The sequence below is a fragment of the Streptomyces griseochromogenes genome (genome assembly GCF_001542625.1).
Lineage (GTDB): Bacteria > Actinomycetota > Actinomycetes > Streptomycetales > Streptomycetaceae > Streptomyces > Streptomyces griseochromogenes.
Window position 1 is genome coordinate 4,996,466 of record NZ_CP016279.1, and the last position, 26,998, is coordinate 5,023,463.

Sequence of the window (26,998 nt, forward strand, 5' to 3'; positions counted from 1 at the left end):
CACCTCCTGCCGTTGGCGATCACGGTTTCTGATCGCTGTGCGCGGTGATCGCTTCTTGGGCGGTGCTGTCCGCGCGGCTTGACTTGATGTCGGGCGGAGGAGCCGTCCGGTACGAGGAGAGGGGGGAGACATCTCATGGTGGGCAGCGAAACCCGAGGACGTAGCGCGGGGAGACTTCGATGCGCTCGCGGCAGGCGATCAGGGTACCGCTCGGACGCATGCCGCCGCTTCAGCCCTCTGCTCGGCACTGTTTTTTCCTCCATGCCGTTCCCGAAGGGTGCGAAGACGCGCTGGACGTCGGCTGCGGAGACGGGCTGCTGGCGCGGAAGCCTGCTGGGCGGGCGAAACGCGTCACCGGGATCGACAAGTCGCCGGAAATGATCGCCGCGCACGCGAGTTCGCTGTCGACAGTCCACAACTCACTTTTTTCAGGGCGACTTCCTCATAGTCGAACTCCCCGCCGCAGAATGCGACTTCATCTGCTCGGTGACCACGATCCATCACATGGACTTCGAGGCAGCGCTTATGCGCATGCGTGATTTGCTGCGGCCTGGCGGCACACTGGTGGTGGTCGGTCTGGCCCGCAGATGAGCTACGCGCAGGTTCGGGCCGCGGCACGGCTGTTGCTGTCCGGCGTCCGCTACCGCCGACATGTGTTGCGCCGGTACTCGCTGACCTGGGAGAAACCCGCTCGCTGAGCGAGCCTTCGATTGCTACTTCCCCTCGAGGGACCTGGTCGTCGCGGAGCTGCTCGTATTCCCCTGACCTGGCTGGGTGGTTCGCCCTCTGTGCTCGCTCGTGGGTGATGCCGGTGAACCGGCGTGGCGGACGCGAGGCCGTGGCGTTGGCCCCTCGGCATGGGCTCTCCTCGCGTATCGTCTTCTGACAGTTGCGCTGGGCGCGGTGGGAAGAGAGGGCGACCGTGACGGATGCTGCGGCGGGGGACCCCGAAGGAATGTCGGGGCGCCGGTACGCGATCGTGGTCGGTGTCTCGGATTACGCGGAGCCGTTCTCCGATCTTCCCGAGGCCGTCACCGACGCTGAGCACGTCGCAGACCTCCTCGCATCGATGGGCTACGAACGGGTCCTGCCGAATGCCTCCGTCAACCCCACGTCGGCCACGCTGCGCCAAGAGGTGAGCGAGTGGAGCAGGCGGGCCCGACTGGGCGCAGACGACGTGGTGGTCGCGTACTTCGGCGGCCACGGCCACCTCCACCAGGACCGGCATTACCTCATCGGCGCGGACGACGGCGAGGACTTCCCCTACACGGCCCTGCCCGGAACCGACTTCGTCGGCATGGTGGCCAACAGTCTGGCCGGGAACGTGCTGGTCGTCATCGATGCGTGCTACGCCGGCGCCACCGCGAGGGACGCCGGGCGAACGCTGTTCGAACTGGGCGGCACCCGGTCCGCCGCAGGAGGCGGAACCTGGGTACTGGCCTCGGCCGACAGTACCGAACATGCCCAGGTCGGTGCCTTCTCAAGAGCGCTCGAAGCGGCGGTTACGGGGGCGGGGGCAGGTAAGCGAGAGCGCTATCTGAGCATGGAACAGGTGGCGGACGGGATCAACGGCTATTTCGACGCGCATGGGATCCGCCAGCACGCCGTCGCGGCCGGTCTGGCGACGGGCGGAGTGAACCCGTTCTTCCCCAACCCGGCGTACGTCCCTGGCCTTCCGCGTGACTCGCTTGACATCGGCAGCGTCGTTCGGCTCCGTCGGGAGCAGCAGGACCACTTCATGTCACGGAGCCGGGGCGTGGCTCACGCCTCGGAACCGGGCGACTTCTTCACCGGACGGGTCCGGGCCCTGAGCGCGGTCGCGGACTGGCTCGGTGCGCCACGAGGCGAGGCGGGGTTTCTCGTTGTCACCGGCAGGGCCGGGAGCGGCAAATCGGCGCTGCTCGGCCGGGTCCTGGCGCTCATGGACCTGGACAGCACGGCCCGGTTGAGCGTGCCGCCGGGTGCGCTGCCGCCGACGGGCCTCTCGGTCATCGCGATGAACTGCCTGAACAGCGCGGTCGAGGACGTGACCCGGCAGCTGGCGGCCGCACTCGACGTGCGCCACCGCGCGCTGCCCGACGTATTGGCCGTACTCGCCACCCGCGCCGACCCGGTCGTGATCCTGCTCGACGGGCTCGACGAAGCATCGGAGAGCGGCCGCATCATCACGGACGTGGTCCGTCCGCTCAGCGAGCTGTCCGCTGTCCGGCTGATCGTCGGCACCCGGCGCTCCCTGCTCGCCTTCCTCGGCGCGGACGCAGGCGTCGTCGACCTGGACGCGCCGGAGTTCGTCGACGACACCGACCTCCGGGTCTATGCCCGCCGGCTCCTGGAAGCACCCGGAAATGGGCCGGACCACGGGCGATCCGCGTATTACCGCGCTCACCCGGCTCGCGCCGCCGCAGATGCCGCAGACATCGCCCGGCACGCTCGAGGCTCCTTCGGCAGGGCACAGTTGCTCGCCCGTGCCCTGCTCAGCGGAGACGTGCCGGGCGGCGACCTGTCGAATCTGTCGTCCCAGGGCTTTGAGGAATCCTTCGCGCGGTACCTCCAAGACTTCGGCCCACACAAGGAGCTTGCGGCTGGTCTCCTGCTGACGCTGGCCTATGCCCAAGGTCCGGGCCTGCCGGGCGAGTTGTGGGGCCCGCTGGCCGAAGCGCTGACAGGCACCCGGTACACCGAAGCCGACGTGAGCTGGTTCCTGGCGCAGCACGGCGGCGCTTTCGTCATCGCGAGCGCGACGGCCGACGGCGCGGTGTACCGGTTGGTGCACGAGGTGCTGGAGGAGCAGCTGCGGGCTCCCGCTGCGGACAGCGCCCGACAACGCTCACTCACGCAGGCCCTCGTGCGGCAGGTGCCTGTAGCGGCCGACGGCGGCCGGGACTGGAGCGCCGCGCACCCTTACATCCGCGAGCACCTCGCCACCCATGCTGCGGCCGGGGGCGTCCTGGACATGCTGTTGCACGACGACGGGTTCCTACGGCAGGCCGAGTCAAGGGCCTTGGTGCGCGCGCTCCTCGAGACCGGTGCCTCCGGCGCCGCGCGTGCTCCGGCGGATTCGGAGCCCTCCGGTGACTCCCGGCAGGCCGAGTCGGCCGAGCGGATCGCCTCCCGGATCCTCTCCGACCGGGTCACCGTACTCGTCGTCGCCACCGAGTGGTCGTCCGCCCACGGTGGCCTGAGTACCTTCAACCGTCACTTATGCGTCGCACTTGCCAGGGCCGGAGCAGTCGTCTACTGCGTGGTGGTCAGAGCCGACGACTCCGAGGTCGCCGACGCGTTGGCCAAGGGCGTCACCCTGCTGTGCCACCCGGGAGCTCCCGGCGCGCCGGATTATGGCAAACTCACCCGCCGACCGCAGCTGCCGCCGGGCGTGGAACCGGATCTCATCATTGGCCATGCCCGCATCACCGGTCCCGCAGCAGCCCACTTGCAGGAGGATTTCTTCCCCCAGGCACGACGGCTGCACATCGTCCACATGGCGCCGGACGAAATCGAGTGGCACAAGCTCGATGACTCGACGACGCGGGCACACAGAGCGGAGGAACGCACAGAGATCGAACGGCGGCTGGGCGCCTCTGCGCATCGCCTGCTCGCCGTGGGCCCCCGTCTGTGGGACCGCTACCGCAACGAACTCTGCGACCTCGACGGGCCGGAGCCGCTGCGGATCGATCCGGGCTTCGACCTCCCTGAGCCGGGACTGCCTGCTCCGCGCAAGCCTCCGCCGGGCAACCTCTTCAAGGTGTTGATGACGGGCCGCATCGAGGACGCCGAGCTCAAGGGTGTCGACTTGGGCGCCCGCGCCTGCGGTCTCGTCCACGACCTGCGGACCAAGGCGTCCACTGAGCCGATCGAACTGGTGGTGCGGGGTGCTCCGCCAGGGATGGCCGACATCGAGCAGGAACGCATCCGTGACTGGTCGGGAGCACCGGGGCTGGAGGTGATCGTGCGCGCCTACTCGAGGGATCCGCGCCGCCTGGACGGGGACATGGCGAAGGCCAGCCTGGTCATCATGCCGTCACGCCGGGAAGGGTTCGGACTCGTAGGCCTCGAGGCCGTCATCCGGGGCGTGCCGCTGCTGGTGAGCGCGAACAGCGGCCTGGCCCTGTTGCTGCGGGAGGTCCTCGGCGGTGACGCCGACCGGTTGATCGTCCCGGTCACACGGAACGACGAACTCGACGCGGACACCTGGGCCGCCTGCATCGAGGAGTGTCTCGTCGGCCGCGAGGCTGCCTTCGCCAGGATGGCGGCCGTGCGCAGCGCCCTCGCGGACCGGGTCACCTGGGCCGCGGCAGCCGCCGTCGTGCTGGGTGAGGCGCCGCCCCGGCCGGAACCGACCATGGCGGAGCGGCGCCCGTGACCTCAGGCTCGGGCGAACGCGTCGCCGGTGACGTCCCGTTCCAGGGCGGCGGCCTGGAAGCCGTAGGTACCGATGTCCGACACCTTGATCAGGATGCAGAAACGGTCGACGGAAGCGAGGGAGCGCGCCACGTTACGGTGGTTCCGTTTGAGGAAATGGATCGCGGCCTGGTTTGCCAGCGAACTCTGGCCGCAGATCAGGAAGATCGGACGGGTGGCCGTCGGCGGCGTGAACTTGGCCACCAGGGCGTACTCCTGGCTGTCTGGCTCGAACAGATACCGCTGACCGCCGACGACGAAAGCCGCCGACTCGGGTCCTTCGCTGTACGGGAGGATGGCGATGCCGGGTAGGTGCGCGGTCAGGTGACCGCCGGTACGGGTGTTGGCTCCACCGAGCGGCCCGCCGATGCAGAATTCCGTCCGGCCGTCGTTGCTGCCCCGAAATTCATTGCTGGATTCCGTGACGACGTCGCTGCCGAGTTGGCTGGCCAGCGTCGCCACTTCGATGAGGGCGCGGACGTCCTTGCCTGCCGTGACGTTCGGCAGGTTGTGTTTGCTGCCGATGACGATCAAACAGGGTTCTCCCGGTACCACCCCGAAGAAGTCCGCCTTGCGCCGTAGCGCACGGGACCGCTGCCCGCGCTCCCAGAGCCACACACACGCACCACCGATGAGACTGGTCGCCAGACCGACCAGTACATTGACGATGATCGAAACGATTGCTGCCCCCTCATACCGACGCTCCCGGGAGAGGTTCGGCCCCCGGCCCACAGATCCTCCACCACGCTCTCAGCCGTGACAACCGAAGACGATCCGCCCCGTGCTCTCCGGCGTCTACTTGATGCGTTGGGCGAGTGCTTTGATGAGGTCGGTCTTTGCGACCCGCAGTGCGAAGTGCTCAGCGGCAGAGGGAACGGGTCGGGCGTACCAGGGCAGTGTTCGGCGTCGCCACTTGGCGGGGGCCAGGTTCGTGGGGAGCGCGGGCAGTGGGACGGCCCACTTGCCGAGGCGGAGTTCGCCCGTCCAGATTCCGGCAGGGAGGGAGTCGACCGGTACGGCGGCACGGAAGTCCCGGGTGCCGGCGATCTGCTGGACCGGGAACTCGGCCGCTTCGCCGTTGCCGTTGCTCAATGCCAGGACCAGGGCGTTGGTGGGGTACTCGGCCAGATCGCATCGTCCGGTGAACTGCAGCTGCGTGGGCACACCTGAGGCCCAGCAGATGTCGTCGATGTGCAGCAGTGGCTGTACCTGGTGCTTTGCCTCACCGAGGTCGAGCGTGAAGTTGCCGTGCGGTTTGGTGGTGTAGAGGGTGACGGCGCGCAGGCCCCCGTTCCCGGCGACGACGCGCGTGCTGGTGGTGCCGGAGACGTCGGCGGCCCGCTTGCTGCCGATCCGGACCTCCTTCGACAGGCCCTGAGCGCCAACGGCGAGGAATATGTCCCACAGTCCGTCGGCGAGTGGCTTGCCGTCGCCTGCGAAGGTGACGTCGACGGCTGCCTCGAATCCGGCGAGGCCGTAGGTGTAGCGGCCCTGGTCCTGGTCCGCTCCCAGCCCGGGTGTGGCGGTGTGGGTGAGCGACAGACGGTACTCGGTGCCCCTGTCGCGCTCGCGCAGCACGAGTTCGGTGGTGACGTCCTGTGTCGCCACGCGGTGGAGGTAGCCGTGGCCTGCCAGACGCAGTGTGGTGCCGTGCAGCTCTGCCCGAGTGAGGTGGTGGCGGACGCCGAGCTGGGCGGTGACGTCGTAGCAGAAGTCGGGGATGGCGCGGGCGGGGTCGCGCAGGAAGGGGTAGCGGGCGAGTGCCCGGCCACCGTCGACGAGGACAGGAGTGGCGACCTTGGTGCGGGCGAGCTGCTTTTCGAAGGCGAGTAGCTCCAGGAGTTCGTCGAGCATGCGGTGACGTACGAGGTGCAGGCGCAGTCTGGCCATGGCCGAGAGCCGCTCGTTCATCCCCTCGTGCCACAACGGCTCGATGATCCCGGCCAGTTGGTCCAGCATCTTCTCCTGGATCTCGCGGGGCTCGAAGACGAGCTGGTCGGCGAGCATCTGCTGAACTTCGACAGTCAGGTGCCGGTGCGCCAGGTGGTCGCGGCCGGGCCCGGGTGCCACGTTCTCCAGGATCAGGTCGACCATGCGCGGCAGGAACCGCAGCCGGCGTTCAGAGCCCTTCAACCGGCGGGTGATGTTTCCCTCGTCCTCGCGCAGCACCCAGAACAGGCAGTCGTAGTCGGCGACCACGGAGACGCCCGAGGCATGCAGGTAGGCAGCGCCGACGAACAGCTGGTCCTCGCCGATGGCCAGATCGGTGGGGAACCGCAGCTCGTGCCGCTCCAGCAGTTCCCGGCGGAACAGCTTCATCGGGTTGAGCGTCCAGTACACCCGGGAGGAGAACACGTCGGTACGCGGCTGATTGCGCTTGAACATCGACGTGGGCGCACCGCGCCCACCGACGCCGACCATCTTGCCGAGCACGATGTCGGTGCCGTTGTCCTCGGCCATCCGCACCATGCGCTCCAGAGCCTCGGGGGCGAGGTAGTCGTCGGCATCGAGGAAGAACACGAACGTTCCCGTGGCGTGCTCGAGCCCGGTGTTGCGCGGCACGGACGGGCCGCCGGAGTTCTCCTGGTGCAGCACTCGCAGCAGCCCTGGGTAGACGCCTTCCAGCCGGTCCAGTTCGGCCGCTGTGCCGTCTGTAGACCCGTCGTTCACGACAATGACCTCGAGCCGGTCACGGCCGACGCTTTGCTCGGCGACCGAGGTGATGCAACGCGTCAGATAGGGCATCGCATTGTACGCGGCGATGATGACCGAAATGCTGGCGCCAGGCATGAATATGTGCTCCAAGATACCGGACAACCCCATTCCATGGAGCGTTCCGATATCTCCAATGGAAGCCCTACTTCAGGGAAGTTCCACGTTTTCTTGTGAACTTACCATGAACGAGTGGTGCCGGCGAAGTGGATGCCTGGTGGGCCATCTGCTCGAGATCGGTTGTTCGCGTCGGTGCGTACTTCAGCCGGCCGCTCTGGCGCGCAGTTCAGCTGGGCATGACATCCAAAAAGATCTCGATCGTCCAGAATGCCCTGGGGTGGAGCATGAAGCCAGGTCAGGATGCGTCTGACGATCGCCACGGGGACCGATAACCCATGAACAGGCGATCGTTGCCCTGCTGGCTGCCTACGGCCTCCACCCGGCGGTGCCGGCCGACTGGCCACAGGCACAAACCCTGGATCCCCGTCCCGGGCCGCAGGACCTCAGCTCTGAGGACATCGGTCACGGATGGACGGACCGGATCTTGTTCCGGCTGATTGCCTCACTGGTGCCCGACGCCCGCTTGCCGTGCCGGATCGCAGAGATCGGCGGCACCGCCGCTCACCAGCATCCAGGCCGTGCGGCGGCACCTTCCGCCGACGACGCGAACGTCGGGACACCCATGCATCACCACTGGGTTCTGGCCCGCCGTAGCCTGTCCCGCCCCGAGGAGATTGCCTACTACCGAATGCGACCTGGACCAGTACGAAGTCCGCAAGCTACGTGGGCTGGTATCGCCACATCACGCTGGCTATGCATTGCCGAGACGATCCCTTGCGACTGCGACAACCGAAGCGTTTTCGGGCGAACCCCCTCATGGGACCGCGGCTACTCGCGCTGACCGCCTTTGCTGAGCTGCCCCCGGCTGCCTCGCGGGTATGCGGACCGCGAGGCAGCCAGGCGCGGGATCGCTGCATCAGCCTTGGACGACGAACGTCTTGGCCTTTCCGGAACGGCTGGAGCAGGACCGCTTCTCCTTGGCGGTCATCTTCCTGGACTTGACGACCACCGCGTTGCTCTGGCCGTCCGTCCCGTTCGGGGCAGGCCCGGTGACGACGTCGGGGACGAACCAGAAGTAGTGACCCCACTTCCGGTCGTCGTAATGGGTCTGCCATGTTCCCGAGACGGTCTGCATCACCTGTGCGCGGGAGATCCAGCCGACTTCACCGGGTTTCACCGTCATGTTGACGGAGCTGGTCTCCGAGTGCGTGCTCGACCAGGTGTGGCTGTAGGTCGCCGTCACGCTGAGGTCGATGATTCCCGCTATCTTGCCGCCGGCGGTCACGGATACGCCCGCCGAGTCCGTGGAGCCGACCGTGTCGGACCAGGTCATCGACTGGGTGGCAGGCGAGGTGCTGCAATTGTAGAGCGAGTCGGAGACCCGGTGGAAACCTCCGAGATAGGCCTCGCCCAACTGCGGTTCGTTGAAAGTGCACTTCCCTTCCCCCGAGTCGCAGTCGGCTATGAGTTGTGCCCGGGTCGGCTGGTCATCGGCCGAGGCCGGAACGGCTATCGCCGCGACCATGCCCAGGGCAGCCGCCGAGAGCGCCAGCATCCGACCGCCGTAGCGCATCCTGCGGTTGTTTGCCATACATGTGCCTTTCGCTGTGCATGAGGGGGGTCGGCGATCGCGGGAAGAGTGACTGAAGGTCCCGTGACCACCGCCTGTTGCGATCTGGGAGACGCAACAACTGACGTATCTACACCATCAGTTGATAAAATCCCAGCCGTGGGCGACCTTCTGCCTGTAAGTGATGGGGCGGGACCCACTTCACCTCCGCGATGATGTGCCACTCTCCAGGGCCGACGACCCCGGCCGGCCGCTCCGCCCGGGATGCTGGAGTGGGACGGTCACCAGCGGCCCCCAGTGGTGCAGTCGACGGTCACATAACGGCCGCACAAGGGACCAGTCCACGGAGGGGCATCTGCTGGCGCGTTCCCGGCGCCGTTCCCGTTTGCGCTCGATGCCGTCCGGGGCGCCTCGCGGCACTGGCCGCGAACCGAGCGGGCGGGCGTAGTCTCCGGCAAGGCGGCATCCCAACCGGTCCCGCGGACAACGTGAGCGACAAGACGACGGACCGGACAAGCCGTGACGTGAGCACTGCCCTGCAGTTCCTCCTGGCATCAGGATGAGGTTGCAGAGCCAGAGCCCACTGCCGCGGCTACGACAGCTACCGTCGCCGGCTGCGGTGATCAACGCCTAGATGAACCGCCTCATCGGTGATCGGCTCGCGGGCGGCGTCGACTCCGGACAGGGCGATGACCTGCTCGCCCGACTCCTCGCGGCTCGCGACGAGGGGGAACGTGCGCTCTCGCCCAAGGAGGTACGGGACGAGGCGGTGACACTCTGGGCGGCAGGCCACGCAACCACCTCGACCGCGCTCACCTGGGCCTGGTATCTGCTGGCCCGTTCCCGTCGGGCCCGCGCCCGGCTGACCGAGGAACTCGACCGGGTAATCGGTGGTCGTCCCCCAGCATTCGACGACTACGAGCAACTCACCGAACTCGGCCACACCGAGGCCGAGATGGCCGACCTCGCTGCCGCGGGCACCATCCGCCTTCCCGATACGGCCAACCGGTAGCCGCGCCAACACCACGATGGAAGGTCTGTCGTACCCGGCGGCGTTCAGCCGCACGTGGTGGGCGGCTGGACTGCAAACCGAGGACTTTGCGCTGGACCTTCAGCGCCGCCTCGGCATCCGGCACCAGTCCGCGCGAGCGCGTCCAGAGCACGTGGACGCTCGCGGTCAGTTGCCCGGACAGCCCGAGTTGTCCGGCAAGCTCGATTCCGGCGGTCGCGCTCACGACAGGGATACCGGCTCCGATCCCACCCTGGACGAGGTAGCCGGGCAGCGTGGTCCCCTCATAGGGGATGGACACCGGTTCGGCCGGGTGGTCCAGCGGAGCGGCGGCCGCCGCGAAGGTCTCGCGGACCCGCCCGCTCGGGAACGCCACCTCCGGGTCGTGGGCGGGGTTCTCGCGCAGGTAGCAGTCTGCAGTGCGGAAGTAGTCGCTCGCCCGCAGCAGAGCGTCCCGGGCGCTGACCTTGTAGCCGGCCTCCAGCGCGGTCAGGCCGACCCCGCGGAGCCGCTCGGCGAGTGCCTTCCACTGTTGGTGCCATGCCGCCTCGTCGCCTTCGGCTATCGCGCGTGCCGTGACCAGCACCTCGCCGAGGTCGGCGCCGCGCCGTACACGGCGTAGCCGGCGGTGCGCAGCGCCTCGAAGGAGAATGCGTCGTTCTCGAACAGGAACTCCATCGGGACCCCAGCGTGTTGAAAAATGTGTGTGGTCAGCCACCCACACACCTGAGGGGTGCGGAGCCAGATGACGAGGGCTGCTGCCGTGGCGTTGGAGCCCGGGCCGCTGCTGCGGGGGAGTCAGCGGCGGCCCGGGCGGCCGGGGTGGGTCAGGCAGGCAGTTCGGAATCGGGGATCCAGTGGCCGTGGATACCGGCGGGCACCCTGCGGGGGAGTTCGACGGCGGCCACGGTGCTCAGGTCGCTCGCGTCCAGGACGAGCAGCTCCGAGGCGTCGGCCGTGAGGTCGCTGACGATGGTGAGCAGGTAGCCGTCGTCCTCGGCGGTCCCGCCCTCGGCGGGCGCGAAGACGGCCTCGCCGGGCATCCGGCCTTCGCTGTGCGCGAGCAGCTTCTCCTGGCCGGTACGCGTGTCGAACTTGACGGTGTGGTAGCCCGACAGGCCCGCGCCGGGGAAGGCGATGGCGTAGCTGTAGCGGTAGGCCGAACCGGTGTGGGCGTCGTTGATCGACGGGAATTCGGTGACCAGGTCGTTGAGAGACTCAGTGGTGACCTTGCCCGTGGCCGGGTCCATGATCCACCGGTAGAAGGTCGAGCCCGTGGCGGGGCTGGTGCCGTAGCCGGGAGTGCCGACCCACCACTTCCACGAGCTCTCCCAGGCGGAACGGTCGAAGCATGGTGCTTCGAGGACGATCCGGCCCTGCGCGTCGGTGTAGGCGTTGGTGACGTGCAACAGCGCCGCCTGGTCGGCCACCTCGAACCAGGTGGTCCTGCCCCCGGCGCGCGGCATCACGCCGATGCGCAGCGGGACGTCGTCGTGCCAGCGGTAGGGGATGCCGGACTGCTCGGCGTGGTCGAAGACCACCGGCGAGTTGATGAAGACGACGTGCTCGCGAGTGATGGCGAAGTCGTGCATGAGCGACGGGCCGGAGCCGTCGATGACCTCCGACTTGACGATATTGCCGGAGGCGTCGGCCACGTAGTAGGTCAGGTACGGCGGGAAGGGGCTGTAGCTGAAGAAGTGCAGCTCGCCGGTCTCCGGGTCCTCTTTGGGGTGGGCGGTCATCGCGCTGGTGAGCTTGCCGCCGAAGTCGTGGACGCCGATCGTGTCGAGGTCGGCGCTGACCTCCCAGGGCAGGTTGGCCTCCTGCAGGGCCAGATAGCGGCCTCCATGGAAGATGATGTTGGTGGCGGCGGCGCTGACTTCGAGCTCGGTTCCGGTGAACGGTACGCCGTCCAGGAACGGGGTGCGCACCCAACGGTTGCGGTACCACTCGGCCCGGCCGCCCGTGAGGCGGACGCCGTGGATCATGCCCTCACCGCGGAACCAGTGGGTGGGGGTGATGCCCGGCTTGGGGTTGTGACCGTTGCGGAAGTAGCGGCCGTTCAGCTCGGGCGGGAGGGTGCCGCGCACTTTCAGCTCGCGGCCGGTGATCTCGTCGGTGACGGGGGTGAAGTGGCCGCTGATGTACGGCTTGTCCAGGGGCATGGTCATGCCTTTCGTGTTGAGAGAGCCGAGATGAGCAAGGTCAGGGCGGCGCAGGCCAGAAAGGCCGCGCCGGAGGAGGGGAGAAGGGGCAGGAAGGACAGGCCGATGGCTCCGCCGATCTGCCGGGTGGCGTTGACCAGCCCGCCGGCCAGGCCGTTGTCGGCAGCTGGGACGCCCGTGGAGGACATCGCGGTGAGCCGGACGAAGGCCACCCCCAGCCCGATGCCGATGAGGAGCGTCGGGCCGAGCAGATCCACAGGGAAGGTGCCGTCGGCCGGGGTTCGGGACAGCCAGGCCAGTCCGGCCGCGAGGACCAGCAGGCCCACGGGGAGCACATGGCGGCCGGAGACCTTGCCGGTGGCCCACGACGAGAGGGTGATCATGAGGGCGAGAGGAAGCTGGGTCAGCCCGGCCTCCAAGGGCGAGTAGCCAAGGGTGCGTTGCTGGTAGAGGGGCAGGAAGTAGAACAGGCCGAGCCAGACCGCGCCCAGCAGGGCCATCAGCACGTTGGGCACCGCCACCACGCTCATGCGCGTCGGCAGCAGCGGTTCGGCGGCGCGGCGCTGGAGCACCACGAACAGGCCGAGCAGCGCCAGACCGATCACGGCGAGCGGCCAAGGGCCTGACAGGCCGTAGGTGAGTGCGACCAGCCCCGCCGTCACCGTCACTGCGCCCGGCCCGTCCAGGCTTCCGCCACGCGGCCGGTCGGCCCCGACCAGCAGCCGGGTGGCCACCAGGACGGCCAAGGCGAGGGGCATCATCACGACGAACACCGCACGCCAGCCGTACAGACTGGTGAGCAGCCCACCCAGCAGCACGCCCGCCGCCCCGCCGGCACCGGAGACCGCGCCCCACACTCCGAGCGCGGTGCCACGCCGCTCCCTGTCGGGATAGATCGTCAGCACGAGGGCCAGCGCCGTGGGCGCCTGCAGCGCGGCGCCGATTCCCTGCACTGCCCTGCAAGCGATCAGCACGATCGCCGTGGGTGCCAGTGCCGCGCCCAGGGAGGAGAGAGCGAACAGGCCGATGCCGAGCAGAAACACGCGGCGAAGGCCGTATACGTCGCCTGCGCGCCCGCCCGGCAGCAACAGCGCGCCGAAGACCAGTACGTAGGCGTTGACCGTCCACGCCTGGCCCGTGTCCGACAGATCGAGCCCGGCCCGGATCTGGGGCAGGGCGACGTTCACGATCGAAGTGCTCAGCACAACCAGGAACTGGGCAGTGGCCAGAACCGCCAGCGGTATCCAGCCGGTGGCGGTCGGTTGCCTTGCGGTGCGGGTCATGGCTCGACACTCGCAGCGCGCGCCCGCCGCTCGCGTCGGTAATCATTGCCTATACGACTCCCTGCGGGACGGCTTCCGGGCCACTGGTGTCTGTTCTGGATTCCCTTGCGGCGCACAACCGCATAGGTTTTCGGACATGCCCGAGACCCCCACCGATGAGCTGATCGGTCGTCATGACGAGATACGGCAGCTCGACGCCCTACTCGAAGCGGCGCGGGAGAGCCGGGGCGGCGCCCTGGTCCTGCGCGGTGAGCCGGGCATCGGCAAGAGCGCGCTGCTGCGGCACCTGGACGCGGCCGCGACCGGATTCCTCGTCATGCGGGCGTCCGGCGCGGAGTTCGAGACGGAGCTGCCGTTCGCCGCGCTGCACCAGTTGCTCGCGCCCGTCACCGACCGGCTGATGGCGCTGCCTGCGCGGCACCGCAAGGCCCTGGAGATCGCGTTCGGCCTCGACACCGGCACACCCGATCCGTTCCTGGTCGGCGTCGCGTCGCTGGGCCTTCTGGTGGAGACCGTGCGGGAACGCCCGCTCCTGTGCGTTGTCGACGACGCACAATGGCTGGACCGGGCGTCGGCCAAGGCACTGGCCTTCATGGCCCGCCGGATCTCGGCCGAGTCGATCGCCTTCGTGTTCGCGGCGCGCGAGCCGAGCCGCCTGCCCGAGCTGGACGAGCTGCCCGGCCATACGCTTCAGGGTCTTGGCGAATCGGATGCCCGCGCGCTGCTGGCCGAGGCGATCCGCGCCCCGTTGGACGAGCGGGTGCGCGACCGCATCCTGGCCGAGGCGCGCGGCAATCCCCTCGCGCTGGTGGAGCTTCCCAGGACCGCCGGACTCGCCGGAATGGCGGGCGGTTTCGCCCAGCTCGACTCGGTACCCGGCGTGATCGAGCAGAGCTTCCGGTCCCGGCTGGAGCTCCTGCCCCCGGCGGCCCGGCTGCTGGTGACCGTCGCCGCAGCCGACCCGATCGGTGACCCCGGCCTGCTGTGGCGTGCGGCCGAACTCCTGGGCGTCGACGCGGCTGCCGCCGCGGAGTCCGCCCCGCTGGTCGAGTTCGGCACCCGGATCCGGTTCGGCCACCCCCTCGCCCGTTCGGCCACCTACCACGCCGCGGCACCTGAGGAGCGGCGCAGGGCGCACGAGGCGCTGGCCGCCGCGACCGACCCGGTCGCCGACCCCGACCGGCGGGCCTGGCATCGCGCCCAGGCCAGTGCCGGCCCGGACGAGCAGGTCGCCGCCGAGCTCGAAGCCTCCGCCACCCGTGCCCGCGAACGTGGCGGTGTCGCGGCGGCGGCGGCCTTCCTCGAACGCTCGGCCGCGCTCACCATCGGCCCGGTCCAACGCGCCGAGCGGGTCCTCGCCGCGGTCCAGGCCAAGCTCTCGGTGGGCGACTTCGACACCGCGGCCGAACTGCTCACCACAGTCCGGACCGACGATCCGAGCCAGGCCGCCAGGGCCGACCTGCTCCGCGGCAGGCTGTCGTTCGTCCGCCGCCGGGGGGACGAAGGCCCCACGAAGTACCTCCTGCGTGCCGCCGCCCGGCTGGCGGCGATCGACCCCGCCTGGTCACGGGAGTGCTATCTGGACGCCATCGAGATGGGCCTTCTGCTCGGCGGCCTCGACCACGTGGTGGAGGCCGTCAGGAAGGACCCGCCGTCGGGCGAGTCGGAATCCGGCGCGGCGGCGGTGTTGACCGGCCTGATCAGCCTGGTCAGCGACGGGCATCGGGCGGCGGGGGAGATCCTCAGGCCGGTCGTCGGCGACGCCGACGACGAGGTGTGGGCCAGGCGGCCGTCACTGGGCTTCATGGTGGCCAACGAGCTGTGGAACATCGACGCCATGCACGGCATCGCCAACCGTGCCGTCACGGCCGGCCGGGAGTCGGGCTCCTTCCACGCGCTGCCCATCGGACTGGCCATGCAGGCCGCCGTGACCGTGCACACCGGCGACTTCGGTGCCGCGGTGGAGCTGATCTCCGAGGAGGAGGCGATCGCCGACGCCACCGGCGCGGCGCCGTTGGTCTATCCGCGCCTCCACCTGGCCGCGCTGCGCGGACGGCGCAAGGAGGCCGTCGAACTGTTCGCGTCGGTGGACCACCGGATGAGCCTCAGCGTGCAGTGGGCGACGGCCGTGCTCAGCAACGGCCTGGCCGACTACCCGGCCGCGCTGAATGCGGCGAAGCAAGCGGTCGAGTACGGCCCCGTTGGCACGGCGGGCCTTGCCCTGCCCGAGTTGGTCGAGGCGGCCATGCGGTGCGGCGAGACCGAGACCGCCGCTGCGGCCCTCACGTCCCTGCAAGAGCGCACCCAGGCGGGCCGGCACGCGTGGGGTCTTGGCGTCGAGGCCTATGCGCGGGCCCTGGTGACCGAGGACGAGTCCGCCTACCAGGAGGCGATCGGTCTGCTCGACGACGGCACACTGGTCGTCTACCGCGCCCGGGCACATCTGCTGTACGGGGAGTGGCTGCGCCGCCAGGGCCGAAGGCGTGACGCCCGGTCCGCGCTGCGGCTGGCGCACGAGTCGCTGTCCGACCTCGGCGTGGAGGCGTTCGCCGAGCGTGCCGCCGGCGAGTTGCGCGCCACGGGCGAGCAGGCCCGCAGCCGCACGTCCAAGGCATCGGACCAGCTGACAATGCAGGAGGTGCACATCGCACGCCTGGTCGCCGACGGCGCCACCTCCAAGGAGGTGGCGGCGAAGCTGTTCCTCAGCCCACGGACGGTCGACGCGCACCTGCGCAACATCTTCCGCAAGCTCGGGCTCACCTCACGCAGACAACTACGAGACCTGCCCGACATTCGTTAGCCGCATGGTGGTGGCCGCGGCCTCGGGCCCGTTCATCGACTCCATGGGGCCGGGCCAGCTCAACCCGTACTTCGCCCGGTAGGCACCGGAGACGCGCTGGACGAGCTCGGGGTCATCCACCGGTCGGAGGGTGACGGACAGCCGGACCCCGGCCACCTCCACCTCCGTGTCCACATGCCGCAGGACCCGGCGGTACCAGGCACTGCGCCGGCCGAAAGCCGAGCGGACATACGCCTCCCCGTTGAGCACCACCACCCAGACCGTCCTGGGCGACCACCGGCCGTCCGCATGCCGTACCCACAAAACGATCTCCGCGCGATCCATGTAAGTGGTCATGGACCAACTTTCACCGTGGCGGCACTACGTACGCGTCGGTGGTCTTCACCTAGATAGGCGGGCTTCACCGACGCGAGAGCGGTGCTCTCGCGACGAAGCTGAGTGTCATGACGAACATCGACATGGCGAAGCCCGAAACCGCAACCGACACCGACACGCGCACCCTTGAGGCGGCCCCTGGCACAGAGGCGCTTCACCACAAGGGCACGAAGAAGAACAAGGGCACGAAGAAGACCAAGGCCCGGCGGCGCGCCGCCAAGGCACTGGCGTACTTCGCCCTGATCTTCTCCGGACTCCTGGTCCTGGCCGAGCCGTGGCTGCTGATCCCGGTCGTCGCCCTGGTCCTGGCGATCTCCCTCTGGGACTAAACTTTGCGCCGCCGGGACGAAACTCCACGAGTGTGTGCGGCAGGTCGAGTGCGGCAGGATAGGTCACCACGAGGCAACGAGGTCCCATGGCTGGCCAGTTGAGGGACATCTCGCTCAACAGTCCGAGGGCCTCGCCTGTTACGGCCCGCCGCCCGTCACCTGATCGATGGCCACTCTGAAGAAGCTCAGTAGAGCCTGGTCCGGATGGCTGGCCGTGAGGACGTCGGGGCAGACACGGACGAGGACCCGTGCGAACTCTCCCCTGAGACGTCCGTGAGCACACCAGTGATATCCGTTCGCGGAACTTCCTGCCGAGTGCCGGGTCTTCAAGACCACAGGTGAGCGCATGGACAGTGGCTTCCAGCCGCGCTCTGCTCGTCGCTGGCCCTTGGTGGTGGGCCCCGCCGGTCGCACCGACCGGGCGACTTCACATCCTGTCGCCCCGGCTCGGCTTTCAACAGGTCGAGGGCTGGTCTCTCATCCATGAGAGGGGGGCCTTCCGTGCGTCCGGGGCTGCTGCAGCCGGGCCGCGAGCTCCCTCGGCAGGACGTCCCGGTTTGCCGGAGTGAGCTGGACGACCTCGATGTCGGCGCGCCGCTTGAGGGCGTCGGTGAACGGATCGCGGTGCGTGTGGACCGTGGCGACGACGTCGACCTCTGCGACGAACAGCGCGTCGACCGCGTGTCGGAACGCCGTGCACGCCAGTTCCATCCGCCCCAGCTCGTCGATGAGCACCAGCCGTCCTGTTGCCTCCCCGGTCGCTGTCGGCCGAAGCGACGGCAGCGCCAGTCGTTCCATGACGCCCGGGTCGACGCCGTATTTCCCTACCCGTGGCGGACCGGGCAGGTCGACATGGGCGAGCACTTCCCGTCGGCCTGCCAGGGTCTCCAGGGCGAAACCGACGCGGGCGCCGGATTGCCGGATCTCCTCCGTGGTGAAGCCGGTGGCCGCGTGGGTGGGCAGCAGCGCGGCGAGCCGACGCAGGGCGGTCGTCTTTCCCGCGCCAGGACGGCCCTCGAGCAGGATCCTTGTCGGCACACTGCCATCTTCACCCCCGCTTCCGGAGGCGGCCCGGGCGGGCTCGGCCGAGCGGGGGTTTTGGGGTGCGGACCGGTGCCGGTGCCGCCGTTGCGGGTATGGCGGCGCGCATGAGCGGAATTGAACTCAGCAGCACCGCGTTCGACGACAAAACGGTGATCCCCCGTCGGTACAGCGGGGAGGGTGAGAACATCTCACCGCCCCTGACCTGGTCGGGGGTGCCCGACGAGGCCACGGAGCTGGTGCTCCTGTGCGAGGACCCGGACGCGCCGGGGATGACCTTCGTGCACTGGCTGGTGACCGGCATCGATCCGGTGACCACCGGGGCGGCGGAGGGCCAGAAGCCCCAGGGGGGCCTGCCGTGGCCCAACGGCTTCGGCCGCGTGGGCTGGGGAGGGCCGATGCCTCCACCGGGGCACGGGCCGCACCGCTACTTCTTCCGCCTGTACGCCCTGTCCGAGCCGCTGCCGCTGCACGACCACCCGGGCGCCGAGGACGTGCACCGTGCCCTGAAGGGCAGGGAGCTGGCCTCCGGCACCCTGGTCGGGACCTATCAGCGCTGAGCGCGTCACCGCTGGTCGTAGCCATGGGCACCGTACAGCCGGACGAACCGGGCCGCGGTGACCGTCCTGCGGTGCACCAGGTTGTGGGCCCGCCGCTCGTACAGCTCGACGCGCTCCTGCCCGCCCTGCCCGATCGGCTGGACGAGCCGGCCACCGGTGCGGAGCTGATCCACGAGCGGCTCAGGCACTCGCGGGAAGGCCGCGCAGACGATGACGGCGTCGTACGGGGCACGGGTCGGCATCCCGAGGGTCCCGTCGCCGAGTACGACCTCGGCATTGCCGACGCCCTGCCCGGCCAGCCGCAGGCGGGCCTCGTCGACCAGATCGGGCCAGCGCTCGACGCTGACGACGTACGCGGCCAAGCGGGCCAGCAGCGCGGTCTGCCAGCCGTAACCGGTCCCGACCTCCAGGACCTGTTCGTCTCCGGTGAGGCCGAGAGCGGAGACCATCATGGCGACCAGCGAGGGCTGGGTGGTCACCTGCCCGTGGGGGAGCGGAACGGGTGTGTCCCGGTACGCGGATGCCACCTCGTCCGCGGGGACGAATTCCGCCCGGGGGATGCTCCGTACGGCCTCCAGGAGACGGGTGTCGGTCACGCCCGCGGCGTGGGCCGCGCGGACCAGGTCCTCGGGGGTCCCTTCATGGGCCATCGGACCCCGGGGCCGTGGCGGTGGCGCCGGTGGCCCTGGTCGTGGTGCGTTCAAGAAGCCGCGCGGCGTGATCGTGCTCGCCGCCCGACGCCGCCTCGTTGCTCACGTGCTTGGCGCCGTTCTCGCAGTACTCGTTGCGGTGCCGGTGAGCGGGGTCCGGTTCCGGCCAGACGCAGCCTGGGCAATCGAAGCCCTTGGTCTGGTCGAGGTCGAGCGGCGTCAGCGCCGTACGGCGGACCGTCGTCCGCTCCAGCGAGTACCGCAGCGGGCTGGCCACCGCCGGCACGCCTACCGCCCAGGTCTTGGGCGGGGTGATCGAAACGTCCGTCTCCTCCGCGCCGCTCCTGCTTCTGTCCATGTGCCTCATCCGTCGCTCATGCGCCGCGCTGCCGCTCCAGGCCCAGTGTCGGCATGTTCCGCGCGCGGCGCGATCCGGGGCGGTCGGGCGCAAGGGGCGACCCGTGATCCGGGAGGCGCGGCGCGTCGGCGTCAGGACGGGGTCCCCGGGTCGATGTACCGCAGCAGGGCGCCGACGCCCTCGTACAGCCTCAGCTCGCTCTCCGGTACGACGACCAGCTCGGCACCGGTGCCGACGAGGGCCCGGACGAGGGCCTCGTCGGCGCGTTCCTCGCGCGGGGCCCGCACGCCGAAGGACATCAGCTCCGCCTCGGTCAGGGCGAGCTGAGTGGGCTGGGGGCCCGCCCAGAACCGCAGCGAAGACCCTGGCGGCCCGTTCAGCAGCAGTGCCGCGACCTGGCCGCGCTGGAGGGCGGCGACGGTGGCGGCCAGCCCCTCCGTCATGGGTCCGTCCAGGGCTCGCCGGCCGATGAAGATGTCCACGAGTTCCCGGTCGTGCGCGGCCATGCGGCCGCGGAAGACGCTGTCGAGCTGCGGCTCCAACAGGGCGCGTCCGGTGTCGGTGGGGGTCCGGCCGCCCACGCGTACGACCTTGTCCCGCAGGGTGTGCGGCAGGCGGCGGATCAGTACGTTGCACGCCCACTCGTCCCCGCCCACGACGACGGCGTCGGCATGGGCGCGCCGCGCCCGTTCGTCCAGCTGGTGACCGAGCCGGAGGGAGGTGCGGTGCCAGGTCGCCACCGCGACCCTGTGGTGCAGCCGCTCACCCGGGGTGACGGTGGACGCGGGCCAGGTGCCGGTCTCCGCCTCCAGAGTTACCCAGCCGTGGGTCTCGGCGGTCGGAAGGCCGCCGTAGTGGACGACCACGGCCATGTAGGGGATCTCCGGAAGGTGCTGGGTGACCAGGGGCATCGCGTCCGGCAGGGTGCTGTAGCGCGCGGAGTCGTGCTCGGGCGGCCTGGGCAGCTCCCCGTCCAGGACGAGCGTGCCGTGGGCGGCGAAGATGGCCTGACCGTGCACCCCCGGCACCTCTGTGTCGGCGCCGACCACCTCCTCCAGTACGTTCAGCAGCGCCCGGTCCGAGCCCTGACGGGACAGACTCTCGCGCAGCCGCAGCCAGCGCAGCGCGATCGCCCGCTCGGGATGCGCGACGTTTCGGGAGGTGTCCAGGTACACGGAGGCGAACGGGCCCGGCTCCGCATAGAGGGGTTCAAGGAACGACAACCTCATCGCCACTCCTCGTCGATGGTCTCCTCTCCTTTGATGATGCGCGCCCCGGGGGCGATGGAGCTCGACGAGCGCGAAGCGGTGCGGAACGCGGGGCGGTCAGGCGCCGGCCGGCAGCGGTCGGCCGAGATCTTCGCCCGAGGCTGTGCGAGTACCAGCCGCTGATCCGGGCGTCGGCGACCGACACGTCGAACGCGCAGCGTTCCTGGCCGCGGCTGCCGCTGCCGAGCGGGTCCTGCACGAGGCCGACCTCGCAGCCGGCCGCGCCGCTCCACCGGAGTGGCGAAGCGGTGCGAGTCGGGCAGGTACGTGATGTCGGCGATCTCACCGGTGACGTCGCCGAGGCGCGGGGCGGCCTGCGCCTTGCCCGCCACGAACGGGGAGCCTGCCGTCGGCCCCGGCCTGTCGCCGTCCGGGCCGGGGGCCAGGGCGTGGACGACGTCGTCCGCGACAACGCCGCCCTCCCCGGCCCGGTTGCGACCGCCTGCTCGATCGCCGCCCCGGCGGTCTAGCCGTTCTGCCCCGTCAGGAGTGACGAGGCACGCTCGGCGATGGCCAGCACGGTGGCGTTCGTGTTGGCGGCGATGATCGAGGGCATCACCGAGGCGTCGGCGACCCGGAGGCCGTCGATGCCCCGGACGCGCAGATCCGGGTCCACGACGGCGTGTTCGCCCGTCCCGATGGCGCAGATGCCCACGAGGTGGCACAACGAGCTGGTGGCCGGCTTGATGTAGTCGCGGAGTTCCGCGTCGCCGGTGACGTCCGCGCCGGGCGCCGACTCGCCGTTCCGCCAGGGGCCCAGCGCGCCAGCGCCGCCCAACTGCCGGGCCCGGCGCAGGGCGGTCACCATCAGGTCGAGGTCGCGCGGATCCGTGTAGTAGCCGAGATCGATGAGCGGCGAATCGCCGGGATCGGCGCCGGCCAGCCTGAGGCTGCCGCGGCTGTGCGGCCGTTGCAGCGAGAACAGGACCGAATACCCGTCCAGCCGCTCCGGCCGCCAGGCCGAACCGCCCCACGGCTCCATCTCGGCGCCGGGCTCGCGGTGCGGCAGCGGGAAGTGCACGAACACCAGTTGTAGGTCCGGGTCCGCGGCGGGGTCGCTGCGCAGGACCACGTGCGGGGTGTCGGGCATGCTCGCGGTGTCGACGGGCTCCCGCGTGGTGAACGTGACCTGGGCGAAGGGGTGGTCCTGCAGGTTCTGCCCGACGCCGGGCAGGTGCCGCACCACCTCGATGCCCAGGCTCCGCGACTGCTCGGCCGGCCCGATACCCGACAGCATCAGCAGCTGCGGCGATCCGACCGCTCCGGCGGCCAGGACCACGTCCCGCGCGGCCCCCGCCGTGCGCCGCTGCCCGTCGAGTACGTACTCGACGCCTGCACCGGCGCCCCTCGAACACCAGCCGCCGCACGAACGCATCCGTGACGACGGTGAGGTTCGCCCGGTGGCGCGCGGGGCCGAGGTAGCCGTCTGCGGCACTCTGGCGGGCGAAGTCCACGAGGTTCATCTCGGTGCGCGCGACCCCTTCGGGCTGCTCCCCGTTGCCGTCCGCCGTGGCGGGCACGCCGGCCTCCACGGCGGCCTCGTCTCTACGAGCTCGGCGCCGGGCCGGTTCACTGCCGACGACGACCGCGGTCGCGGGTCGTCGGGCGGGGTTCAGCAGAAGGCAGCGAGGACGGAGGGGCCGTCGAGCAGCCAGTCGTGCACGGGGAGCGCGCCGGTCCGCGTGTCCGGGGCGTGCCGATGGGCCTCCAGGCGGTCGAGGAGTACGCCGACGGCGCGGCGGGCCTGTGGTTCGAGCAGACGCGCCTGTATCTCACGCGCCCCGTCGATATACGTCCAAGTACCGTCTTGAGTGTCGTCCCGGTGCCAGGAGGTGTCGGCCGCGAGCCGGACCGCTGCCAGGCCCGCGCCTGCGACGGCTCTGCGATCCAGCGGAGCCGTCGGGTTCGCCCAGGTGCGCAGGAATGCGGCCTCCGCGTCGGAGCACCGGCCGCCCTGGACCATCAGCACGGCGCGCAGATTGCCCACCGCCGCGTGCAGGTCCTCTGCGCCGAGTTCGTCGGCCAGGCGGTGTACGTCCGCCAAGCGCTGCTCGGCCGCGGCGCGGTCGCCCTCGGCGAGGTCGAGGAATCCGATGCGCAGCACGGCGTACGCCCAACGGATGCGGGCGCCGACGGACTTGAAGATAGTCGCGGCCTCGGTCCATCGCCGACGTGCGCTGTCGCGGTGACCGTCGCTCTCCTCCGCGTCGCCACAGAGCGTGAGCGACCAGGCCTGGGCGAAGGCGTCGGCAGCGGTACGGGCCACCCCCACGGCGGTCAGCGCGTGCCCGCGGGCGCCTTCGGCATCCCCGTACCGAAGGCAGTGCATCGACCATTTGGTCTACAGGACCACCCGCTCCCAGTGCAGATCCGTGCCCGTCACCGCGGCGTCCGCCGCGACGAACATCTGCTCCAGATCCTGCCGCCCGTTCAGCATGGCGTGAAGGGGTCGTAGCAGCGCCCCAGCATGGCGAGGACGGGGTTCTTCGCGCGCCGCCACACCGCCTTGTGCCGTTCGGCCAGAGCGCCGGCCTCCGCGTACCGGCCGGACATGTAGTTGAGCCAGACCAGCCAGGCGATCGAGTAGAAGAGCGCCCACTCCTCGTCCTCCCCAGGTGGTGGCGATTCGGGGCGGCGCGGCGGCCGACGGCACACAGTGGGCCGAGCCGCCGCTGGACTTGCTGAGGTCGATGCCGGCCTCGGTCCGTGGCACAAGGCATGCCTTGATCTCGTGGATCTGCTGGCAGGGCAGGGCCGCTTCGCGGAGGCGAGCCAGTGGCGGGACCGGAGCGAAGCGCGTCCATGCGTGGGAGGCAAATGTAAATCGCGCCTTCTTCAGGAGGTCGGCCAAGGGAACGGTCGTGGTGACCGCTGTGGTCGCGACCGCTGTCGTCCCCTTCGTGCAGGCCCCGATGTCCAAAGTAGCCGAGGACGTATACGTGCAGGCAGGCGCGCGCGTCGATCCAACGCTTGCTCCGTCGGGCCCCCTCCCGGAGCGAGGCCGGCAACGGGGCAACGCTACTCATCGCGGATGGCCCCGACGCACACATCTCCTTGTGCCTGTTGTCAGATGCCACAGACGAGGCCCTGCGGGCCCTGGCGTCCCTCAATCTCGACGAGCTGACCGCTCAGCGGCCTGACCGTGACCGGATCCGTCTGGTCTGGAACCCGGCCACTTCAAGGTGGCAGGTCCGTGGCGACCGATCAAGCCAGTGAGGGATCGCCATTCGGCCCCCTGCACCCCGCGTCCCATGCCAGCCTTCAGGGGACTGGCCAGTGAGAATGGAATTTCACACCATCTCGGCCGGCACCGTTGGGTCGTAGAGAGGACGGTGTCCTGGCCGGCGGGCTGCCGTCGACTCCATCGCCGCTACGAGCGAAAGGCTGAGCACTTCCTCGCCTTCGTCGGCATCGCGGCAGCCCTGATCTGCCACCGGCGTCTGATCAATGGAGCAACGTCTCATGCATGACTCGCCTGCTAGGCCGGGGCCAGGCAGAGTCTGGAACTGGTCGGGCAGGTCGATGAGGAGACCGGTCCGCGGGATGGCGGCCTGCGATCACCCGTACAGCGAGCGGGCTCCCGGGCTGTTGCCCTTGAAGCGCTGGCCCATGGTGATCTCATCGCCCACTACCGACCAGACGGTCTCGTCGTCCTGGAAGGGGAGCGGGTCGATGCTGCTCATCTCCTCACGGATGCGATCGACCTCGCCGTCAAGGCGCTCGAAGTCGGCCTCCTCGTCGCCCTCGTCGCCGCTGAAGGTGAACTCTTCGAGCAGCCGCTGGAACCGGAGGGTGACCTGGACGAGGGAGGAGACGTCCGTGTGGAGTTCCTGCACGGTCTCCGCGTCGGGATCGAAGGCGTGCACCTTGCCGGATACGGGGTCGAGAGCGAGGTGCGCGTTGAGCAGCCAGCCGATGACGGGCCAGGCGCCCGCGCCCTCCGCGGAGTCCTCGAAGTCCTCGATGCAGGCGACGTCCTGGGCGAGGGGCAGCAGGCCGTCGTCCTCGTCGGGCTGACGCAGCAGGAGCGTCCCGGTGGGGACGCCGACGGTCTGAAGGAGGCGGGCGCCCTCGGTGTCCGCGGCGGCGGGCGGGAAGGCGGTGGCGGGCAGGGTCGCGATCCGGTCCTCGCCGAAGATACCGGCGAGTTCGCCGCGGGTGACGTCGAAAAGCACTGCTGGAACTCCGAACTCCGCGGCGGCACGGGCGCCGTGGGACTCTCACTGGATGGTAGCGGTCACAACAACAGCGTTGCGGATCGATGCGCTTTCGGCGACTCCGATCCCGCCCCGCCCGCTCACCCGCCCTCTTACGGAACGAACTTGTTGTCCGAGGGCGAGGAGTTCCACATCTCCGACCGGCGAGCAGCATGACCCCCTGAACGAACCAGTCGGTCGAGTGGGTCGCACGGCCGGGCGCGGCGCGCAACCGACCGACAGGACGTCCAGGGAGCAGGGAACACCTCCTGCGATACGGGGTACGCGCCGCTGGAGGTCCCTTGTCAACCAACTCAGTCGCCGCAGGTCAGCCGGCAGTGGGCGACTGAGTGCGCTGGCCGCATTTCATCGGTTCCCCGTCCATCGCCGGCGGTCAGCCGCGCACGTGCAGCCCGAAGCTCGTGCGGCCGGCGGGCTCCAGTCCCTTCTTCAGTTGCAGCGAGGGGATCTCGTAGTCGCCGAAGTTCTGGCGCCGGAACGCGATCGGTTCGGTCGACTCCAGGGTGAGCAGGCGCTGCTCCCATGCCTTGGCGACGTCCGGGTAGTCTTCGTCGGTCATCCGGTCAGTGCCGTACAGTACGAACGGCGGCAGCACCTCGATGCCCGGGTAGTAGAGGATGCCGTGGTGGATCGGGAACAGCAGATCGTCGATGGGGCCGTTGATCCCGCGAGCGGCGTAATGCGACTCCGGGCCGCCGGCGGTCACCGACAGCAGAGCCTTCCTGCCCGCGAGGGTGCCTTCACCGAAGCGCTCGCCGTACCTGGTGTCGCTGTGCTCGCCGACGCCGTACGCGAAGTGGTAGGTGAACACCCGGTCCACCCAGCCTTTGAGGATCGCGGGCATCGTGTACCACCACAGCGGGAACTGGAAGATGATCGTGTCGGCCCACAGCAGCTTCTCCTGCTCGGCGAGGACGTCCGGGGTGAGCGTCCCGGCGTCGAAGGCCCGGCCCGAGTCCAGGGCGACCTTCAGCGGACTTGAGGCGTCGGGGCCGTAGTCCGCGGCGTCCACGACAGCCTTCCAGTTCATTGCGTACAGATCGCTCACCCGTACCTCGTGCCCCGCGGTCTCCAATGTGGACACCGCGAGGTCCTTCAGCGAGTTGTTGAGCGACTTCGGCTCCGGGTGGGCGTAGACGATCAGTGTCTTCACGGGAACTCCTTGGGATCGGGTGCCTTCGATTCTGGGCGCCGGGGCGCCCGGCGTTCAGGGGCTCCTCTTCCATCGGACGGGACTTCCTGGTACTGGCAGGACCACCTTCGCCGGCACCATCGAGGCCATACTGGGGGCATGGACGATCTTGCGAGCTTCCTGCGGACCCGGCGTTCCCGGGTCGACCCGGCGGCTGTCGGTATCCCTACCGACAGCCGCCGCCGGGTCGAAGGGCTGCGCCGCGAAGAGGTCGCGCACCTGTCCGGAGTCAGCGTCGACTACTACGTACGCCTGGAGCAGGGCCGCGCGACCCAGCCGTCCGAGCAGGTCCTCGACACGCTCGCCCGCGTCCTCGGCCTCGACGAGACCGAACGCGGGCACCTCTACCGGCTCGCCCGGCAGCGCCGCCGCCGCACGAAGGCGCCGGGCGGGCGGGTCCGGCCGCAGCTGCTGCGCGTCCTCGACCTGGTCGCCGACGCACCCGCGCTGATCATGGACCACCGCCTGGACGTGCTCGCCGGGAATCGCCTCGCCGGGCTCCTCTACGGCCGGCCGATGCCGGGCCTGAACACCGCCCGGCACATCTTCCTCGAGGAGGCCGAGCGCGGGCTTTACGCGGACTGGGAGAAATGCACCCTCGACGTGGTCGGGCACCTGCGCCTGGCCGCCGGCAAATACCCCGAGGACCCCGGTCTGGCCTCACTCATCGGCGAGCTGGCGATGGGCAGCGAGCGCTTCCGCCGCCTCTGGGCCCGCGCGGACGTGTGCGCCCGCACACATGGCCGCAAGGCGTACCGGCACCCGCTGGTCGGACTCCTGGAACTGCACCAGGAGAACTTCGCACTACCGGATGAATCGGGCATGGAGTTGCTAGTACTGTCCGCGGCCCCCGGCAGCCCCGCCGAGGACGGACTGCGCCTGCTCGCGGGCCTGGGCGCGGACAGCGGTGACACGCATCCTGCAGTGAACACCCAGGTCGGCGAGCAGCTCAACGACGCCCGCCAACCGCCGGGAACGCCTCAGCGCTGACGGCTTTCCAGTCCCGGACCT

21 protein-coding genes and 5 pseudogenes are annotated in these 26,998 nt (G+C 69.7%); 10 read left to right on the forward strand and 16 right to left on the reverse strand.

Going from position 1 to position 26,998, the window contains the following annotated elements; genetic code table 11:
* The first annotated feature begins 218 nt into the window (after positions 1-218).
* Together AVL59_RS56075 and AVL59_RS21225 are read left to right on the forward strand one after the other, a co-directional pair.
* Positions 219-591 (forward strand): annotated as a pseudogene (locus AVL59_RS56075) (class I SAM-dependent methyltransferase).
* A 331-nt stretch (positions 592-922) separates the two neighbouring features.
* Positions 923-4,360 (forward strand): caspase family protein, encoded by a 3,438-nt coding sequence (locus AVL59_RS21225; RefSeq protein ID WP_159399980.1) that lies wholly within the window; start codon positions 923-925, stop codon positions 4,358-4,360.
* A 2-nt stretch (positions 4,361-4,362) separates the two neighbouring features.
* Here AVL59_RS21225 and AVL59_RS21230 read toward each other — a convergent pair whose 3' ends face one another.
* Together AVL59_RS21230 and AVL59_RS21235 are read right to left on the reverse strand one after the other, a co-directional pair.
* Entirely contained in the window at positions 4,363-4,932 is a 570-nt protein-coding gene (locus AVL59_RS21230; RefSeq protein ID WP_237281587.1) for a hypothetical protein, read from the reverse strand.
* A 261-nt stretch (positions 4,933-5,193) separates the two neighbouring features.
* The gene (locus tag AVL59_RS21235; protein WP_067306808.1) at positions 5,194-7,188 is read right to left on the reverse strand and encodes a glycosyltransferase family 2 protein; all 1,995 of its coding nucleotides are present in this window, start codon (positions 7,186-7,188) and stop codon (positions 5,194-5,196) included.
* Positions 7,189-7,801: 613 nt separating this feature from the next.
* Here AVL59_RS21235 and AVL59_RS51465 point away from each other — a divergent pair.
* Positions 7,802-7,926 (forward strand): annotated as a pseudogene (locus AVL59_RS51465) (IS701 family transposase); the annotation flags it as partial.
* A gap of 160 nt (positions 7,927-8,086) precedes the next feature.
* Here AVL59_RS51465 and AVL59_RS21240 read toward each other — a convergent pair.
* Positions 8,087-8,761, reverse strand: a complete 675-nt coding sequence (locus AVL59_RS21240; RefSeq protein WP_067306811.1) for a hypothetical protein — start codon at positions 8,759-8,761, stop codon at positions 8,087-8,089.
* 613 nt (positions 8,762-9,374) lie between these two features.
* Between AVL59_RS21240 and AVL59_RS21245 the strand changes: the two genes are divergently transcribed.
* Positions 9,375-9,752 (forward strand): cytochrome P450, encoded by a 378-nt coding sequence (locus AVL59_RS21245; protein ID WP_067306814.1) that lies wholly within the window; start codon positions 9,375-9,377, stop codon positions 9,750-9,752.
* Positions 9,753-10,576: 824 nt separating this feature from the next.
* On the opposite strand, the gene AVL59_RS21255 is transcribed toward AVL59_RS21245, so the two are convergent.
* Together AVL59_RS21255 and AVL59_RS21260 are read right to left on the reverse strand one after the other, a co-directional pair.
* Positions 10,577-11,920 (reverse strand): carotenoid oxygenase family protein, encoded by a 1,344-nt coding sequence (locus AVL59_RS21255; RefSeq protein WP_308281950.1) that lies wholly within the window; start codon positions 11,918-11,920, stop codon positions 10,577-10,579.
* A complete protein-coding gene (locus AVL59_RS21260) occupies positions 11,917-13,197 on the reverse strand; it encodes an MFS transporter (protein WP_067306822.1) in 1,281 nt (426 codons plus the stop codon). The genes AVL59_RS21255 and AVL59_RS21260 overlap by 4 nt, the downstream gene beginning before the upstream one ends.
* Before the next feature lie 136 nt (positions 13,198-13,333).
* On the opposite strand from AVL59_RS21260, the gene AVL59_RS21265 reads away from it, so the two are divergent.
* Complete coding sequence (locus AVL59_RS21265) at positions 13,334-15,997, forward strand: ATP-binding protein (protein ID WP_067306825.1); 2,664 nt, start codon at positions 13,334-13,336, stop codon at positions 15,995-15,997.
* Here AVL59_RS21265 and AVL59_RS21270 read toward each other — a convergent pair.
* The gene (locus AVL59_RS21270; protein WP_067306828.1) at positions 15,971-16,333 is read right to left on the reverse strand and encodes a DUF2255 family protein; all 363 of its coding nucleotides are present in this window, start codon (positions 16,331-16,333) and stop codon (positions 15,971-15,973) included. The two genes, AVL59_RS21265 and AVL59_RS21270, sit on opposite strands and share 27 nt — an antisense overlap.
* Positions 16,334-16,440: 107 nt before the next feature.
* Between AVL59_RS21270 and AVL59_RS21275 the strand changes: the two genes are divergently transcribed.
* Positions 16,441-16,701 carry a hypothetical protein gene (locus tag AVL59_RS21275; RefSeq protein WP_067306831.1) on the forward strand — a complete coding sequence of 87 codons (261 nt, stop codon included), beginning with the start codon at positions 16,441-16,443 and terminating at the stop codon, positions 16,699-16,701.
* Positions 16,702-17,178: 477 nt separating this feature from the next.
* On the opposite strand, the gene AVL59_RS21280 is transcribed toward AVL59_RS21275, so the two are convergent.
* A complete protein-coding gene (locus AVL59_RS21280; protein WP_067306834.1) occupies positions 17,179-17,739 on the reverse strand; it encodes a nucleoside-triphosphatase in 561 nt (186 codons plus the stop codon).
* Between the two features lie 110 nt (positions 17,740-17,849).
* On the opposite strand from AVL59_RS21280, the gene AVL59_RS21285 reads away from it, so the two are divergent.
* The gene (locus AVL59_RS21285) at positions 17,850-18,302 is read left to right on the forward strand and encodes a YbhB/YbcL family Raf kinase inhibitor-like protein (RefSeq protein WP_067317580.1); all 453 of its coding nucleotides are present in this window, start codon (positions 17,850-17,852) and stop codon (positions 18,300-18,302) included.
* Between the two features lie 5 nt (positions 18,303-18,307).
* Here the strand turns inward: AVL59_RS21285 and AVL59_RS21290 are convergent, their stop codons facing one another.
* The 3 genes and pseudogenes from AVL59_RS21290 to AVL59_RS21300 form a co-directional block, all read right to left on the reverse strand.
* Positions 18,308-18,952: a protein-L-isoaspartate(D-aspartate) O-methyltransferase gene (locus tag AVL59_RS21290; protein ID WP_067306836.1), complete on the reverse strand. Its 645-nt coding sequence runs from the start codon at positions 18,950-18,952 to the stop codon at positions 18,308-18,310.
* An 85-nt stretch (positions 18,953-19,037) separates the two neighbouring features.
* Positions 19,038-19,310, reverse strand: a pseudogene (locus tag AVL59_RS53620) (hypothetical protein); the annotation flags it as partial.
* Positions 19,311-19,441: 131 nt separating this feature from the next.
* Positions 19,442-20,539: a baeRF2 domain-containing protein gene (locus tag AVL59_RS21300; RefSeq protein ID WP_067306841.1), complete on the reverse strand. Its 1,098-nt coding sequence runs from the start codon at positions 20,537-20,539 to the stop codon at positions 19,442-19,444.
* 287 nt (positions 20,540-20,826) lie between these two features.
* Between AVL59_RS21300 and AVL59_RS21305 the strand changes: the two genes are divergently transcribed.
* A complete protein-coding gene (locus AVL59_RS21305; protein WP_067306844.1) occupies positions 20,827-21,048 on the forward strand; it encodes a hypothetical protein in 222 nt (73 codons plus the stop codon).
* Here the strand turns inward: AVL59_RS21305 and AVL59_RS21310 are convergent.
* The 4 genes and pseudogenes from AVL59_RS21310 to AVL59_RS21320 all read right to left on the reverse strand — a co-directional run bounded on the left by AVL59_RS21310 (position 21,045) and on the right by AVL59_RS21320 (position 23,233).
* Positions 21,045-21,668 carry a GMC oxidoreductase gene (locus AVL59_RS21310; protein ID WP_372450423.1) on the reverse strand — a complete coding sequence of 208 codons (624 nt, stop codon included), beginning with the start codon at positions 21,666-21,668 and terminating at the stop codon, positions 21,045-21,047. The genes AVL59_RS21305 and AVL59_RS21310 overlap by 4 nt on opposite strands.
* 108 nt (positions 21,669-21,776) lie before the next feature.
* A pseudogene (locus AVL59_RS56485) lies at positions 21,777-22,110 on the reverse strand (GMC family oxidoreductase N-terminal domain-containing protein); the annotation flags it as partial.
* An 80-nt stretch (positions 22,111-22,190) separates the two neighbouring features.
* Complete coding sequence (locus tag AVL59_RS21315) at positions 22,191-22,907, reverse strand: hypothetical protein (protein WP_067306848.1); 717 nt, start codon at positions 22,905-22,907, stop codon at positions 22,191-22,193.
* 101 nt (positions 22,908-23,008) lie between these two features.
* On the reverse strand, positions 23,009-23,233 hold the full coding sequence (locus tag AVL59_RS21320) for a hypothetical protein (RefSeq protein WP_067306851.1): 225 nt from the start codon (positions 23,231-23,233) through the stop codon (positions 23,009-23,011).
* Between the two features lie 593 nt (positions 23,234-23,826).
* Between AVL59_RS21320 and AVL59_RS48635 the strand changes: the two are divergent.
* Positions 23,827-24,048, forward strand: a pseudogene (locus AVL59_RS48635) (transposase); the annotation flags it as partial.
* Positions 24,049-24,135: 87 nt separating this feature from the next.
* Here AVL59_RS48635 and AVL59_RS21325 read toward each other — a convergent pair.
* Together AVL59_RS21325 and AVL59_RS21330 are read right to left on the reverse strand one after the other, a co-directional pair.
* Positions 24,136-24,753, reverse strand: coding sequence for an SUKH-4 family immunity protein (locus AVL59_RS21325; RefSeq protein WP_067306853.1), 618 nt, complete (start codon positions 24,751-24,753; stop codon positions 24,136-24,138).
* A 415-nt stretch (positions 24,754-25,168) separates the two neighbouring features.
* Complete coding sequence (locus AVL59_RS21330) at positions 25,169-25,948, reverse strand: NAD(P)H-dependent oxidoreductase (RefSeq protein ID WP_067306856.1); 780 nt, start codon at positions 25,946-25,948, stop codon at positions 25,169-25,171.
* Between the two features lie 138 nt (positions 25,949-26,086).
* On the opposite strand from AVL59_RS21330, the gene AVL59_RS21335 reads away from it, so the two are divergent.
* Positions 26,087-26,977: a helix-turn-helix transcriptional regulator gene (locus tag AVL59_RS21335; protein ID WP_067306859.1), complete on the forward strand. Its 891-nt coding sequence runs from the start codon at positions 26,087-26,089 to the stop codon at positions 26,975-26,977.
* Positions 26,978-26,998 lie beyond the last annotated feature (21 nt).

Excerpts from the sequence above, each read along its gene's own strand:
- AVL59_RS21265 (WP_067306825.1), top strand. The coding sequence starts at position 13,334 with ATGCCCGAGACCCCCACCGATGAGCTGATCGGTCGTCATGACGAGATA.
- AVL59_RS21275 (WP_067306831.1), top strand. The coding sequence starts at position 16,441 with ATGACGAACATCGACATGGCGAAGCCCGAAACCGCAACCGACACCGAC.
- AVL59_RS21310 (WP_372450423.1), bottom strand. The coding sequence starts at position 21,668 with ATGCCCGACACCCCGCACGTGGTCCTGCGCAGCGACCCCGCCGCGGAC.
- AVL59_RS21290 (WP_067306836.1), bottom strand. The coding sequence starts at position 18,952 with ATGGCCCATGAAGGGACCCCCGAGGACCTGGTCCGCGCGGCCCACGCC.
- AVL59_RS21315 (WP_067306848.1), bottom strand. The coding sequence starts at position 22,907 with ATGCACTGCCTTCGGTACGGGGATGCCGAAGGCGCCCGCGGGCACGCG.
- AVL59_RS21300 (WP_067306841.1), bottom strand. The coding sequence starts at position 20,539 with ATGAGGTTGTCGTTCCTTGAACCCCTCTATGCGGAGCCGGGCCCGTTC.
- AVL59_RS21285 (WP_067317580.1), top strand. The coding sequence starts at position 17,850 with ATGAGCGGAATTGAACTCAGCAGCACCGCGTTCGACGACAAAACGGTG.
- AVL59_RS21240 (WP_067306811.1), bottom strand. The coding sequence starts at position 8,761 with ATGGCAAACAACCGCAGGATGCGCTACGGCGGTCGGATGCTGGCGCTC.
- AVL59_RS21335 (WP_067306859.1), top strand. The coding sequence starts at position 26,087 with ATGGACGATCTTGCGAGCTTCCTGCGGACCCGGCGTTCCCGGGTCGAC.
- AVL59_RS21255 (WP_308281950.1), bottom strand. The coding sequence starts at position 11,920 with ATGACCATGCCCCTGGACAAGCCGTACATCAGCGGCCACTTCACCCCC.
- AVL59_RS21270 (WP_067306828.1), bottom strand. The coding sequence starts at position 16,333 with ATGACCACTTACATGGATCGCGCGGAGATCGTTTTGTGGGTACGGCAT.
- AVL59_RS21260 (WP_067306822.1), bottom strand. The coding sequence starts at position 13,197 with ATGACCCGCACCGCAAGGCAACCGACCGCCACCGGCTGGATACCGCTG.
- AVL59_RS21245 (WP_067306814.1), top strand. The coding sequence starts at position 9,375 with ATGAACCGCCTCATCGGTGATCGGCTCGCGGGCGGCGTCGACTCCGGA.
- AVL59_RS21235 (WP_067306808.1), bottom strand. The coding sequence starts at position 7,188 with ATGCCTGGCGCCAGCATTTCGGTCATCATCGCCGCGTACAATGCGATG.